10 protein-coding genes are annotated in these 13,847 nt (G+C 71.9%); 5 read left to right on the top strand and 5 right to left on the bottom strand.

The annotated features are described in order from the left end of the window. The first annotated feature begins 53 nt into the window (after positions 1-53). On the top strand, positions 54-1,595 hold the full coding sequence (locus ACQPYK_RS07855; protein ID WP_433252457.1) for a penicillin-binding transpeptidase domain-containing protein: 1,542 nt from the start codon (positions 54-56) through the stop codon (positions 1,593-1,595). 72 nt (positions 1,596-1,667) lie between these two features. Next, on the top strand, positions 1,668-3,083 hold the full coding sequence (locus tag ACQPYK_RS07850) for a pyridoxal phosphate-dependent decarboxylase family protein (protein ID WP_433252454.1): 1,416 nt from the start codon (positions 1,668-1,670) through the stop codon (positions 3,081-3,083). Positions 3,084-3,201: 118 nt separating this feature from the next. Here ACQPYK_RS07850 and ACQPYK_RS07845 read toward each other — a convergent pair whose 3' ends face one another. The 5 genes from ACQPYK_RS07845 to ACQPYK_RS07825 form a co-directional block, all read right to left on the bottom strand. After that, the gene (locus ACQPYK_RS07845) at positions 3,202-3,918 is read right to left on the bottom strand and encodes an HAD family hydrolase (protein WP_433258732.1); all 717 of its coding nucleotides are present in this window, start codon (positions 3,916-3,918) and stop codon (positions 3,202-3,204) included. Between the two features lie 93 nt (positions 3,919-4,011). Further along, positions 4,012-4,650, bottom strand: a complete 639-nt coding sequence (locus tag ACQPYK_RS07840) for an HAD family hydrolase (RefSeq protein WP_433252451.1) — start codon at positions 4,648-4,650, stop codon at positions 4,012-4,014. 167 nt (positions 4,651-4,817) lie between these two features. Further along, a complete protein-coding gene (locus tag ACQPYK_RS07835) occupies positions 4,818-5,261 on the bottom strand; it encodes a DUF2690 domain-containing protein (protein ID WP_433252448.1) in 444 nt (147 codons plus the stop codon). A 178-nt stretch (positions 5,262-5,439) separates the two neighbouring features. Continuing rightward, positions 5,440-5,946, bottom strand: coding sequence for a DUF6912 family protein (locus tag ACQPYK_RS07830; protein ID WP_433258730.1), 507 nt, complete (start codon positions 5,944-5,946; stop codon positions 5,440-5,442). 193 nt (positions 5,947-6,139) lie between these two features. Next, positions 6,140-6,784 carry an HAD family hydrolase gene (locus tag ACQPYK_RS07825; RefSeq protein ID WP_433252445.1) on the bottom strand — a complete coding sequence of 215 codons (645 nt, stop codon included), beginning with the start codon at positions 6,782-6,784 and terminating at the stop codon, positions 6,140-6,142. An 82-nt stretch (positions 6,785-6,866) separates the two neighbouring features. Between ACQPYK_RS07825 and ACQPYK_RS07820 the strand changes: the two genes are divergently transcribed. The 3 genes from ACQPYK_RS07820 to ACQPYK_RS07810 all read left to right on the top strand — a co-directional run bounded on the left by ACQPYK_RS07820 (position 6,867) and on the right by ACQPYK_RS07810 (position 13,568). Further along, complete coding sequence (locus ACQPYK_RS07820) at positions 6,867-8,069, top strand: acyl-CoA dehydrogenase family protein (protein ID WP_433252442.1); 1,203 nt, start codon at positions 6,867-6,869, stop codon at positions 8,067-8,069. Positions 8,070-8,359: 290 nt separating this feature from the next. Further along, positions 8,360-9,022, top strand: coding sequence for a hypothetical protein (locus tag ACQPYK_RS07815; RefSeq protein ID WP_433252439.1), 663 nt, complete (start codon positions 8,360-8,362; stop codon positions 9,020-9,022). A 127-nt stretch (positions 9,023-9,149) separates the two neighbouring features. After that, positions 9,150-13,568 carry an HAD-IC family P-type ATPase gene (locus ACQPYK_RS07810; protein ID WP_433252436.1) on the top strand — a complete coding sequence of 1,473 codons (4,419 nt, stop codon included), beginning with the start codon at positions 9,150-9,152 and terminating at the stop codon, positions 13,566-13,568. Positions 13,569-13,847 lie beyond the last annotated feature (279 nt).

Genomic DNA, 13,847 nt, shown 5'->3' with positions numbered 1-13,847 from the left:
CATCAGAGATGTCCCTCTGGTCTTCTCGGTCCGCGAGAACAAGGGGGACGACGATGAAGCTGAGACATCTCGCCGCGGTCGCGCTGGTGCCGGTCGCCATGATCGGCGGGACCGCGTGGGCGCTGCGCACCCAGGGGTCGGCCGAGGAGACGGCCCGGGAGTTCCTGTCAGCCTGGACCAGGCAGGACTATCCGGCGATGCGGGCGCTCACCGCCCAACCTCCCGCCGACTTCGACCGCTGGTACAAGCGATTCCGGAGCGACCTGAAGCTGTCGGGGGCCACCTTCGCGGTCACCGGGAGCACCGGGAGCACCGCCGCCGCGGGCTCCCGGGTGGGCTTCCACGCGACGCTGGACGGGCCGGTGGACTGGGCCTACGACGGCTCGCTGACGCTGGTCGAGCACGAACGGGCCTGGCGGGTGAAGTGGAGCCCGGCGGCGCTCCACCCCCGCCTCAAGCCCGGCCTGCGGATCAAGGCCGTCCTGGCCGAGTCCGAACAGGCGCCGGTCCTGGCCGCCGACGGGACCCGCATCGACACCGCCGACGCGCCGGGCTCGGTGCGACAGCTCGTGGAGGGGCTCGAAGAGAGGTATGCCGCCCGCCTCACCGGCGCCTCCTCCGTGCGGGTGGATCTGGTCCGCGGGACGGAGCGGGTCACCACGCTCGCCACCGCCGGAGCGAAGGCGGGCAGGCCACTGCGGACCACGATCGACCTGCGGGTCCACCGGGCCGCCGCCGCGGCTCTGGAGAAGACGCGCAAGCCCGCCTCCCTGGTCGCGCTGCGGCCCTCGACCGGAGAGATCCTCGCCGGGGTCAACAAGCCGGGCGGCTTCAACCGGGCGCTGCTCGGCCACTACCCTCCCGGCTCGACCTTCAAGGTCGTCACGGCCTCGGCCCTGGTGGCCGACGGCATGACCGCGGACGAGCGCGTGCCCTGCCCCGCCGAACAGAACATCGGCGGCTTCTCCTTCCACAACGCGGGGTTCAAGGACTACGGCACGATCGCGCTGCGCGAGGCGTTCGCGCATTCGTGCAACACCACGTTCGGCCGGTTGAGCGTGGACCGGCTCGGCGGGAAGCGGCTGGCCTCGGTGGCCGCGAGCTTCGGTTTCGGAGGGCCGGTGGACCCCGGGGTGCCCGCCGTACGGGCGCGGTTCCCCGACCCCACCGACGACACCGACCTCGCGTCGGCGTCGATCGGGCAGGGTCGCGTCCTGACCAGCCCGCTGAACATGGCCACCGTCGCCGCGGCGATCGCCGACGGCTCCTGGCGCCCGCCCCGGCTGGTGGACGCCGCCCTGCTGCCCGCGGCCCAGCCGAGGAGGCTGGAGCCGTCCGTGGTGCGGGCGCTGCGCACGCTGATGCCCGCGGTGGTGGTGGAGGGCACGGCCAGCGCGGTCTCCTTCCCCCCGGGTACGGCGGGCAAGACCGGGACCGCCGAGTTCGGCACCGGCAAGGAGCCGCCGTCGCACGCCTGGTTCATCGGCTACCGGGGTGACCTGGCGTTCTCGGTGATCGTGGAGGGCGGCGGCGCCGGTTCCAAGGTGGCCGCGCCCATCGCGGGCCGCTTCCTCGCCGGGCTCACGAGGTCGTAGACCCCGTCGAAGATCGAAAAGGGGCTGGTGGTTCGCGGCCGGGTGTGTCCATCCTGGATGATGAGCGATCCTTTGAACGAACGCGACCGGGCGGCGCAGGCGCTGGAGATGGTGGCCAAGGCCGCCGGCCCCTACCTCGACTCGCTCGCCGAGCGCCCCGTGCACGACCACGGCGCCGACGGCCTGCTCGACCTGCTCGACGGGCAGTTCCCCGAGCGGGGCGAAGGCACCTTGGACAGCGTCGAACGGCTGCTGCGCGTGGGCACCGAAGCGGCGACCCACTCCTCGGGGCCTCGTTTCTTCCATTTCGTCGTCGGTGGCTCGACCCCGGCGGCCCAGGCGGGCGACTGGGTGACCTCTCTTCTGGACCAGGCCGGCGGGCTCTGGCTGACCTCGCCGTTCGCCGCCAGGGCGGAGACCGTCGTGCTGCGGTGGCTGAAGGACCTGTTCGGGCTGCCGCGGTCCTATGGCGGCGTGCTGACACCGAGCGCGACCTTCGCCAACTTCACCGGACTGGCCTGCGCGCGGCAGTGGTGGGGCGAGCGGCACGGCGCCGACGTGACGTCCGACGGGCTCGCCGGGCTGCCGCGGATGCCCGTGCTGGCCGGCGGCTACATCCATCCGAGCAGCCGTAAGGCGCTGCTGATGCTCGGCTGCGGCCGGGACGGCGCCCGGGTCCTCGCCCGGGACGAGGCGGGACGGGTCGATCTGGAGGCCATGGACCGGGAGCTCGAACGGATCGACGGCCCGGCGGTGATCGTCGGAAACGCGGGCGAGGTGAACGCCGGCGACTTCGACCCCATCGACGACCTGGCGGACCTGGCCGAACGGCACGGCGCCTGGCTGCACGTGGACGGGGCCTTCGGGCTCTTCGCGGCGGCCTCGCCCCGGCTGTCGCACCTGGTCAAGGGAGTGGAGCGGGCGCACTCGGTGACCGCGGACGGGCACAAGTGGCTCAACGTCCCCTACGAGAGCGGGTTCGCCTTCGTCCGCGATCCGAAGCTCATGGGCCGCACCTTCGGCCCGTGGGGCGCGGCCTACCTCCCCGCCGAGGACGACCCGCACGTCAACTACAACTGCCTGGGCCCGGAGTCCTCCCGGCGGGCGCGGGCGCTGCCCATCTGGGCGACCCTGCGGGCGTACGGCAGGCAGGGCCACCGGGAGATGGTCGAGCGCCACCACGACCTGGCCCTGCGGCTGGGCCGGGCCGTCGAGGAGTCCGCGGACATGGAGCTGCTCGCCCCGGTGCGGTCATGCGTGGTCTGCTTCCGCCATCGCCCGCCGGGCGTCCCCGAGGAAGAGCTGGACGAGCTGAACGCGTGGATCGGCCGGGAGCTGCTCGCCGACGGCCGGGTCTACGCCGGGACCACCACCTACCGGGGCATGACCGCCCTGCGGCCGGCCATCGTCAACTGGCGCACCACCGAGGCCGACATCGACCTCCTGGTGTCGGTCGTCCAGGAGATCGCCGCCCGCCGCGGGAGGTGAGCCGCCCGCCGGGGAGGGGACTCGCCGTACGGGCGGCCGGACCTCGCGCGGGGTGGGCCGACCGGCCGCGGAGAGCCCGCCGTACGGGCGGCGGGCACCGCTCCACGGCCGGAGAAGGCTAGCCCGCCTTGCGGACCGGGGAGGTGAGCCCGGCCACGGCGGCGACGACCTCCGACGGATTGGACAGGTCGGGCAGGACCACATCGGCCCCCGCCTCGTGGAGCTCGGCGGGCAGGGAACGCCCGGTGGCGACCGCGATCATCGCGGCCCCGGCGATTCTGGCGGCCTGGACGTCCCTGGTCGAGTCGCCGATCATCACGGTGTTGCCGCCGTCGAAGGTCCCGCCGTACTTCTGCCCGGCCCGGCCCTGCGCGACCTGCAGCAGGGTGGCCTTGGGATATACCTCCTCGCCGTAGCCGCCGACCTCGAAGTCCACGTGCCGGTGCAGGCCGAAGGCGGTCAGCTTGTGCACGGCGTTGCTCTTGATCGTGCCGGTGAGCACCGACTGGATCGCGCCGTCGAGCTTCGCGACGGCCTTCATCGCGTCCGCCGCCCCGGCCAGCATCCGGCCGTCTTTCGCCAGGCGCTTGCGGCGGGCGTCGAATGCCTCGGCCAGCGCGTCCAGGAACAGGGGCAGGTGCTCGTCCTCGGCGACGATCCCGTTGATGGCGAGCGTCTCGAAGACGATCTCCGAGTCCGGGCGGCCGTTGTGCTGGGTCAGCTTGACCAGGGGGCGCCCGGTGACGCGCCGGAAGGCCTCCGCGTACGCGTCGCGGGTGACGATGGACACGTCGACCAGCGTGAGATCGACGTTCCAGAGAACGAGACGGCTAATCGGGGGCCTCCCGGAATGGGTGCGGATGCCCAGGGTACGGCCAGCACCGCACCCCGATCGTCGCCAATGCCGAAATCATCCGCTTAAGGGCGTTCAGGCGTAGTCGATGGCGTTCGCGAGGGTGTCCACGACCGGGACGCCGAACGCGGCCAGATCCGTCCGGCTGGTCATGCCACCGGTGTAGAGGACGGCCCGCGCCCCGACGTGCCGGGCGGCGTGCGCGTCGTCCACACTGTCGCCGATCACGAGCACGTCCGCCGGATCCAGGCCGAGCGCCGCGAGATGAGCGACCATCGAGTCGGCCTTGTGGCCGCCGGCCGCGCTGCGCAGCCCGTCGATCCGGGTGAAGTGCCGGTCGATGCCGAACTCGGCGACCTTGGGCCCCAGCCGATCGTGCGCCCACATCGACAGCAGCGACTGTTTGCCGCCCTCCCTCTCCCAGCTCTCCAGAGTGGAGGCGGCGTCCGCCGCGAGACCGCACTCCAGCATCAGCCGGTGGTAGTGCTCGTGGAAGCCGAGGTCCAGCTTCTCCCACTCGCCGTCGTGGAGCGCGCGGCCGAGCATCCGCTCGTAGGCCGCCCAGATCGGGCGGGTGTAGACCGCCCGGAAAGCATCGACGTCATAGGAACCCAGCCCGTAGGGGGCGAACACCGCGTTCGTCGCCCCGACCACGGCATCGACGTCATGGAAGAGCGTGCCGTTCCAATCCCAGACAATATGTTTGTTCTTCATATCCTCCCAAGCGTAACCATCCGCCGGGACATTTCCGCGGGACGGGCGGCGCGGGTGGACGCAGGAGCCCGTGGACCCGCACCCGACCGGAGTGGTCGGGTGCGGGTCCACGCCAGGCGCGCCGCGGTGAGAGTCGAACGGCGGTGAAGGTCGAACAGCGGTGAAGGTCAGCCGCAGGCCCTGCCGGTGGTGCCGCTCCCGTTCTGGCCACCGGCGCCGGATCCCCACTGCACGCTGGCCGACCCCCATGCGCAGACCCCCGGGGCGTACATCATGTTGCCCCAGTGATGGCCGCCGTTGCCCGCCCGGAAGGTGAACCTGTCGCCGCCGCGATCGGTGGTGACGCTGATCGTCCCCCTCATGGAGGCGCCGGTCCAGATTTCGGTCCAGTTGGTCCTGCAGCCGCTCGACCACATGAGCTTGATCGTCCCGACCGTCCCGTCGACCCGACTCTCGATGGAGGCCGTACGCACCGCCCGCGCGGTGGTGTTACAGCCGGTGCGGTAGGGGTCCTCGTGGTCGTAGGCGTGCGCGCTCGCCGGCGACCCCGTGAGCAGGACCACCCCGGCCGCGGTCACCGCACCCGCGATCGCCCGGATCTTCACTGACATCCGCTCCTCCTCGGTCATGAGGCTGTTGACAGATCGGAGGGATCCTAGTCGCGCACCTCACGGCGGGCAGGGGGTATCCGATTTGTGACCTGACCCCGCACTGAAGGACGGGACCTGCGGCCAAGACATCGGCCGGCGTGTCCGTGAACGGCGAGCCGCCCGCGTCCTCGTGCGACGCTCAGCCGAGCAGGTCGGAGATCTCCTGGGTGGCGTACCACATCAGCTCGTGCGCCTCGGCGCCGTCCAGGGTGAACCTGGCGTCGTCGTCCCCACGGTCGGCCGCGGGCAACGCGGCGATGGCGGCTTCGACGTCTTCGGCCGCGGACGGGTCGTCCACGTGGACCGCGGCGATCTTCACCAGCGGGACCGACGCCGCGAGCCGCACCCGGGCGCGCTCCTCCAGGTCGGCGCCCATGCTCACGGCCTCGTCCGGCACCTCGGCGGCGATCACCACCCGGCGCGCCACCACCTCCACCCCGTCGGCGCGGTCGGCGGCCAGCATCCGCAGGGACGCCCTGGCGGCCTCGGTGAGGGCGACGTACTCCAACTCCTCGGTGTCACCCGAGACGTACCACTCGATCAACGCGGGGGTGACCGCGTAGCCGGTCAGCGGGGCCGGGCCGAACTCCCCCAAGGTGACCACACGGGCCAGCGCGGGAAGCGTGCTCGGCAGGTAGACGCGCATCCATGCCTCGATCTGTTTCTCGACACCGGCGCCGGTTCGGCGCCGATCATCCATCGAGTGTGCCAGCACCGGCGACCCGGTCGCGAGATCCGGCGCCTCGAAGAGGCGCGGCGCGCCTTCGGCGGGCCCGCGGGCCTGCCGGCCGTCAGGACAACGGCATGCCTACGGCCGGCGGGCCCGCGGAGGGCGGCCGTCAGCGCAACGGCACGCCGAAGAGCCTCTCCAACTCCACGATGGTCAGCTCGGGGTCCCGATGGTGCACGCCGACGATGCCGAGGGCGCGGGCGGCCTCGATGTTGGCCTCGATGTCGTCGACGAACACGCACTCCCGCCCGGCCAGGCCGAGCTTGCCGAGCGCGTGCTCGAAGATCCTCGATTCCGGCTTGCGCATGCCGATCTCCCCCGAGATGACGATCTCGTCGAAGACGTCGTCCCAGCCCTCACGGGGATACTCGTTGGCCCAGGAGTTGGACAGCAGGCAGGTCCGCAGCCCGGCGGCGCGCGCCCGGCCGAGCATGTCGTACATCGTCTCGACCCGCTGGAACCCGGCGAACATCCTGTTCAGAAGGCCCTCGGCGACCGGCGGAACGCCGTCGGTCGTGATCAGCCGCGCGGCCAGGTCCCGCTCGAACTCCAGCCCGGAGATCTCGCCCCGCTCCAGCGCGTGAATGGTGTTCTCCGCGCCCTCGGGACCCTCGTAGGCATGCAGGACCAGCTCCCGCATCACGTCGCGGTAGTGACTCGCGTCGATCCGGTCGGCGGCGATCCACTCGGCGATCGCCTCGGACAGGCCCGTGGTGAGCACGCCGCCCCAGTCGATCAGCACGCCCTTGAGCATCTCGCCTCCTCGTCTAGAACCGGATACAGGTTAGGCGCAGCCGGTGAGTGCGCCGGAAACCGGTGGTGCCAAACTGGCCGCCATGGATTTCGCGCTCAGCACGAAGGCGGAGGAATACCTCGCCAACCTGACCGATTTCATGGAGTCTCACGTGTATCCGGCGGAGCCGGTCTACCACGGATGGCGGCTCGCCAGAGGCCACGACAACCACGACCTGCCACCGGTCGTCGAGGAGCTCAAGGCCGAGGCCCGCTCGCGCGGTCTGTGGAACCTGTTCCTGCCCGGCGAGTCGGGCATGTCGGTGCTCGACTACGCCAGCCTGGCCGAGGTCACCGGCCGCTCCGTCGACCTCGCCCCCGAGGCGCTGAACTGCGCCGCTCCCGACACCGGGAACATGGAGGTCCTGCACATGTTCGGCTCGCCCGAACAGCGGGACCGCTGGCTCGCCCCCCTGCTCTCCGGCGAGATCCGCTCGGCGTTCGCGATGACCGAGCCCGCGGTGGCCTCCAGCGACGCCACCAACATCTCCACTTCCATCACCCTCGACGGCTCCGAATACGTGATCAACGGCCGCAAGTGGTTCATCACCGGCGCCGCCGACCCTCGCTGCGAGATCATGATCGTGATGGGCAAGACCGATCCGGAGGCGCCCACGCACCGCCAGCAGTCGATGATCCTGGTCCCGATGGACACCCCCGGCGTGGAGATCGTCCGCCATCTTCCGCTCTTCGGTTACCAGGAACAGCACGGCCACTCCGAGATCGTCTTCACCGACGTCCGAGTGCCCGCCTCGAACCTCATCGGGCAGGAGGGGGACGGCTTCCGCATCGCCCAGGCTCGGCTGGGACCGGGCCGCATCCACCACTGCATGCGTGCCGTCGGCATGGCCGAACGCGCCCTGGAACTGATGTGCTCCCGTGCGGCCAACCGCGTGGCCTTCGGCCAGACCCTCGCCCAGCAGGGTGTCGTCCAGCAGCAGATCGCCGAGTCCCGGCTGGCCGTCGACCAGGCCCGGTTGCTCACCCTGAGGGCGGCGTGGATGATCGACACCGTCGGCGCCAGGGCCGCCGCCGGGGAGATCTCCGCCATCAAGGTCGTCGCCCCCCGGATGGCCTGCGAGGTCATCGACCGCGCCATCCAGATTCACGGGGGCATGGGGGTCTGCGACGATGTCCCCCTTGCCATGATGTACGCCCAGGCCAGGGCGATGCGCATCTTCGACGGTCCCGACGAGGTCCACGTCCGCGCCGTCGCCCGCCGGGAGCTCAAGCCCTATCTACTGTGAAAGCCCGGACCTCTCCGGCGGGGCTCGGCCCCTGCCTTCCGCGAAACGTCCCGATCTCGCGGTGAGGCCTCCGGGTGGAGCGGTGGTGCTCCGGGCGGAAACGAGCGCGCCACACCCGCCGGAGATTCATGGTCGAATGTCCGGTTCATCGGCCCGAGCGCGTTTCGCACCCCGGGTTCGAGGAAGGCTATGAGGGTGACCTGAAAGCCAGGAAACTGCACGTGAGAGGCATCGGCGGCCTTTCTCGGGCACCACCTGAACCGATTCCTCGACTCTTGTGAGGAGAGGCCATGACCGTAAGTCAGACGGCCGGCGGATCACCTACCCGCACGGCGCCGAAGGCCGCCGCGTCCACCGGGCGCAAATCCGTGGCGCGCGATGTGGTGGAAAGCCAGCCCGCGGCGCACAACGTCGCGGAAGGCCCGGCTGCTACGCGCAGGGCGACGGCGCGCAAGGCGGCGACGCCCAGAGTGACGGAACCCAAGGTGACAGAGCCCAAGGTGACGGCCCCCAAGGTGACGGCCCCCAAGGTGACGGCGCGGCCCGCGGGGCCGGAGCAGGCCGTAGGGCCGGAGCAGGCCGTAGGGCCGGAGCAGGCCGAACACCCGCGCGACGAGCGCTCGCTCACCCTGAACCTGCCGATGATGACCGTGCAGTTCCGGCCTCCACATCTTCACCTTCCCCATGTCAACCGGCAGGAGGCGAGCCATGCCGTCGACGTCGCCCGATCGCTGCTGCCCCCGCCTGAGCGCATGGTCTATTACGGCGGGCTCGGCGCGCTCGCGGTGGCGGGACTGATCGAATGGCCGGTGGCGGCCGCCATCGGGGTCGGCACGCTGATCGCCCAGCGTGCCCGAGGCGAACGCCGGCCCACCGCTCCCGTTTCCCGGATGCCCGGCACCGCCACTTCCCGGACGGCGGCCGCTTCGAGCCGCGGAAGCGCCTCCCGGTGACTTCGGCGGCCGCGGTGATCTCGGCGACTCCGGTGCCTGCGGCGCCTGCGGTGGCCCGGTGAGGCGGCCGACCGGGCCAGGTGCCGTCGTGTTCTGACGGCCTGAGTTTTTCCTGCTGGAGAGCCGAATGTTCCTGTCGCGTGTACTCACGCTTTCCACCGAGGCGTTGTGGGGCGTGGTGCCCGAGGCGATCCGGAACGTGCCCGAGGCGATCCGGAACGCCCTGCCACGTCCTCGCGGGACGCGGGTGTGTCCCGGCGGGCTCCACGTCGACCTGCGGGTGATCGGTGGCCCGGGCACGGAACGGGTCACGCGGCGGCTGGAACGCCTGTTGCTGGCGCTGGAGGGAGTCGAGCGGGCGGAGGTCAACGGCGTCCTCGGCTCCGTCTTCATCGGATGTGACGCCGACTCGATCGACCTGGACAAGCTGCTGTCGATCGTCGAGGAGCTCGACGGCGAGCGGGAGGACGACGAGCAAAGCGCGGGCGCCGCGGAGGACGTCGAAGCCGGATGGGGGCAGGGATCACCCGCGTCCAGGCTCGTGGAACACCACACACGTGCCGGGATCAGGCTCGGTGCGAGCCTGATCGGGGCCGGCCTGGCGTTCGCCGGGCGGGCGGTGCACGCGCCGCCGCTCCGGCCCGCCGTTCCCGCCCTGTTCCACCTGGCCGAGTCCACCCCCGTGATCCGCGCCGAGCTGGAGCACCACCTCGGCCGCCCGGCCACCGACGCCCTGTTCACCACGGCGAACATCGCCGTTCACACCTTCGCGCTGCGCCCGTTCGGGCTGCTCGTCCAGTCGCTCACCGCGGCCGGCCGCTACGTCGAGACGCGCAGCGCGCAGCAGGCCTGGCAGGCGCACGAACACGAGCTGGGCTCCAGGAGCGGGGCCTACCGCCACACCCGGACGGCGAAGAGGCCACGCCCGGCTCCCCTGGCCCACAGTCCCGTGGAACGGTTCGAGCGCATCGCGAGCCCGCTCGCGCTGGGCGCCTCCGGCCTGACGCACCTGCTCGGCGACGGCCGCGAGCGAGGGCTCGCCATGCTGATCACGACGACGCCCAAGGCCGCGAAGCTGGGCCGTGAGTCGTTCGCCGGCGCGGTCGGGCGCACCGTGGCCGGACGCGGCGCGATCGTTCTCAACGGCAACGCCCTGCGCCGCATGGACGGCATAGACACCGTCGTCCTCGACGCCGGTTTCCTCGGCACGGGCTCCTGGACGATCGACCGCGTCGTCTCCCTCGCCGAAGAGGTGAACGACGAGGAGTTACACGCGCGGCTCTACAGCCTGCTCGATCTCACCGACCCGGCGGCCCGGCGGGAGGACGGCACGTGGGCGGCCGGGCCGCTGACGGATCGGGCCGCGTTCCTCCCGGAGACCGCCGGTGAATGGCGTGCTCGGGGGTTGCGGTGCGTCGGCGTGGCGAGACAGGGGGTTCCTGTCGCCCTGGTCGGCATGGCGCCGGAGGCCGACCCCCTGGCGGAGGCCATCGTCGCCGCGGCCCGGGACGCGGGCACCGTGATGCTGGCGGGAGACCTCGCAGGGCTCGGCAAGCGGCTCGGCGTCGACGAGGCCGTGCCCGGCGGCGTACGGCTGGCTCGGTCGGTCCGCGCGCTCCAGAGCGGCGGTCACGGGGTCGCCGTGGTGTCGGGGCGCCCCATGGCGGCGCTGGCCCACGCGGATCTGGGCATCGGCGTGCTGAGACGGCCCGGCCCGGTGCCTTGGGACGCGGACGTGGTCAGCGAGATCGACGAGGTCCACCTGCTCCTGAGCTGCCTGGCGCCGGCGAGGAGGACGAGCGAGCGGTGCGTGTGGCTCGGTGCCGCCGGAGCGGCGGTCGGTGCCGGGCTGGCGGCTTTCGGGCCGTCGGCGGGATCGGTGCGCAGGGCGCAGCTGGTGAGCGACTGCACCGCGCTGGCCTCCATCGTCACGGGCGAGTGGGCGGGCCGGAACTCCGGCCGCGGAACACCACCGGTCCGCGCCGACCGCACCCCCTGGCACGCCATGCCGGTCAAGGACGTCCTCGCCCGGCTCGGCTCGTCGCCCAGCGGTATCACCGAGGCCGAGGCCCTGCGGCGCAGGACCCCGTCGAGGTCGGACGACCCCGGGGAGCCCGGCTCGCTGCTGCGCATGTCCGTGGAGGAGCTGGCCAACCCGCTGACCCCGGTCCTGACGGCGGGGGCGGGCCTGTCGGCCATGGTCGGCTCGATCCCCGACGCGGTCATGATCGGCGCGGTCATGATCATCAATACGCTCATCGGAGGGAGCCAGCGCTTCGCCGCCGACCGGGCGCTGCACCGCCTGACCGAGGCGGTCGCCGTTCGCGTACGGCTGCGCCGCCCTCGGGAGAACACGACCGCGTCCGTCGGTGACCTCGTGGCGGGCGACGTCGTCGAGCTGCGCGCGGGCGACGCCGTACCGGCCGACTGCCGGGTGATCAGGGCCGTGGGACTGGAGATCGACGAGGCCGCCCTGACCGGCGAGTCCCAGCTCGTCGCCAAGTCGCCGGCGCCGGTCAGCTCGCCCGCCATCGCCGACCGCAGCTCGATGGTCTACCAGGGCACGACGGTGGCGGCCGGCCACGGGCTGGCCGTGGTCGTCGCGGCGGGCGGGGCGACCGAGGCGGCCCAGACCGCCAGGCTCGCCGTGGAGCGACCTTCGGCCACCGGCGTGCAGCTGCGGCTGCGGACGCTGAGCCGGCGCGTCCTGCCCGTCGCGGTCGGCTCCGGCCTCGTTCTGCTGGCCGCCGACCTGATGCGCGGCAGGTCACTGCCGCAGGCGCTCGCGCCCGCGGTGAGCCTCGCCGTCGCCGCGGTGCCGGAAGGACTGCCGTTCGTCGCGTCGGTCGCGCAGCTCGCCGCCGCCCGGCGGCTGTCGGCCCATGAGACCCTGGTGCCGAACCCCTCCACGATCGAGGCCCTCGGCCGGGTGAACGTGCTCTGCTTCGACAAGACGGGGACGCTCACCGAAGGGCACATCAGCCTGCAGCGTGTCTCGGACGGACACATCGACCGGCCGGTCGACGCGTTGGCGCCCGAACTGAGGCGGATCGTGGCCGCGGGGCTGCGCGCGAGCCCGAGGCACGACGGCGGACGTCCGATCGCCCACCCCACCGACCGTGCCGTGGTGAACGGAGCCCGGCGGTCGCGGGTGACGCCCGAGGAGGGGACGGGAACCTGGCGGCGCGTCGACGAGCTGCCCTTCGAACCGGGACGCGGCTACCACGCCGTGCTCGGCGCGGGCGACTCGGGACCGCTGTTGAGCGTCAAGGGCGCCCCGGAGATCGTTCTCACCCGATGCGTGAGCCTGCTGCGTGACCACCGGCCGGTCCCCCTTGACGGACCGCTCAGGGCGGAGCTCGAAGACGAGGTCGACAGGCTCGCCCGGCGGGGGTACCGGGTGCTCGCGGTGGCGCAGCGCCCGGCCTCCGACCGCCGTGACCTCGACGAGTCCCGCATCGGGGAGCTGACCTTCCTGGGCTTCCTGTGCCTGGCCGATCCCGTCCGGGCCACGGCGGCCGAGAGCGTCGGCCGCCTGATGCGGGCGGGCGTCCGGATCGTCATGATCACGGGAGACCATCCGAGCACCGCCGAGGCGATCGCCGTCGAGCTCGACGTGCTGAACGGCGGGCGGATCATGACCGGCCCGGAGCTGGACGACCTCGACGACGACACCCTGGCCAAGACGCTGCCGGATGTGACGGTCTTCGCCCGCACCACGCCGGCGCACAAGGTGCGCGTCGTCGACTGCCTGCGCCGCTGCGGCATGGTCGTGGCGGTCACGGGCGACGGCGCCAACGACGCTCCCGCGATTCGCGCCGCGGACGTCGGGATCGCGCTCGGGTCCCGCGCCACCGCGGCGGCTCGGGCGGCCGCCGACGTGGTGGTGACCGACGACCGCATCGAGACGATCGTCGACGCGATCATCGAGGGCAGGGCCATGTGGAGCTCGGTCCGCGACGCCCTGAGCATCCTGCTCGGCGGCAACGTCGGAGAGATCGTCTTCGCGGTCGCGTCCAGCCTGATCACCGGCCGGAACGTGCTGAACGCCCGCCAGCTGCTGCTGGTCAACCTGCTCACCGACATGCTGCCGGCGATGGCGGTGGCCGTCCGGCCGCCGGCGGCGGCCAGCCCGGAAAGGCTGCTCGCCGAGGGTCCGGAGGTCTCGCTGGCCTCCTCCCTGACTCGCGACATCTACTTGCGCGCCGCCGTCACGGCGTCGGCCGCCGGCGCCGCGTGGACGATCGGGCGGATGACCGGCACCCGGGGCCGGGCCGACACCATCGGGCTGGTCGCGCTGGTGTCGGCGCAGCTCTTGCAGACCCTGGCCCTGGGCTGCCGGGACCGCACGGTCGTACTGGCCTCGCTCGCGTCTCTCGCCGTGCTGAGTCTGGCCGTCTCGCTTCCGGGCCTGTGCCGGTTCTTCGGTTGCCGCCTGCTGGGACCCGCGGGGTGGACCATCGCCCTGGGGAGCGCCGCCGCCGCCACGGCCGCCGGCATGGCGATTCAGGAGTGGACGCGCGAGATGTCATCATCCGTTCACTGAACGGCCATCCTCAAGCGCATTTTCCGATAGCTTCTTCCCGAATTATCACCTTAAGAGCTTCTTAGTGAATTTGAGGTAGCTATGTCCGGATTCCTCTCCTCGATTCTCGCCAAGGCGGTCTTTCTGCTGCTTGAGGCGCTCGTCATGCGGATCGTACAGTCCCTCACCATGGCGATGCTCCGGCGCGGCGGCCTTCGACCCGCATAGGACCGGCCGTGCGGAACCGGCCCACATGGAACCGGACCGCGTAGAACCGGCCGTGCGGAACCGGCCCGCGCG

It is taken from the genome of Streptosporangium sp. CA-135522 (genome assembly GCF_050949235.1).
Taxonomy (GTDB): domain Bacteria; phylum Actinomycetota; class Actinomycetes; order Streptosporangiales; family Streptosporangiaceae; genus Streptosporangium.
Note: the sequence above shows the minus strand (reverse complement) of the source record. Positions and strands in the feature narration are given on the sequence as shown.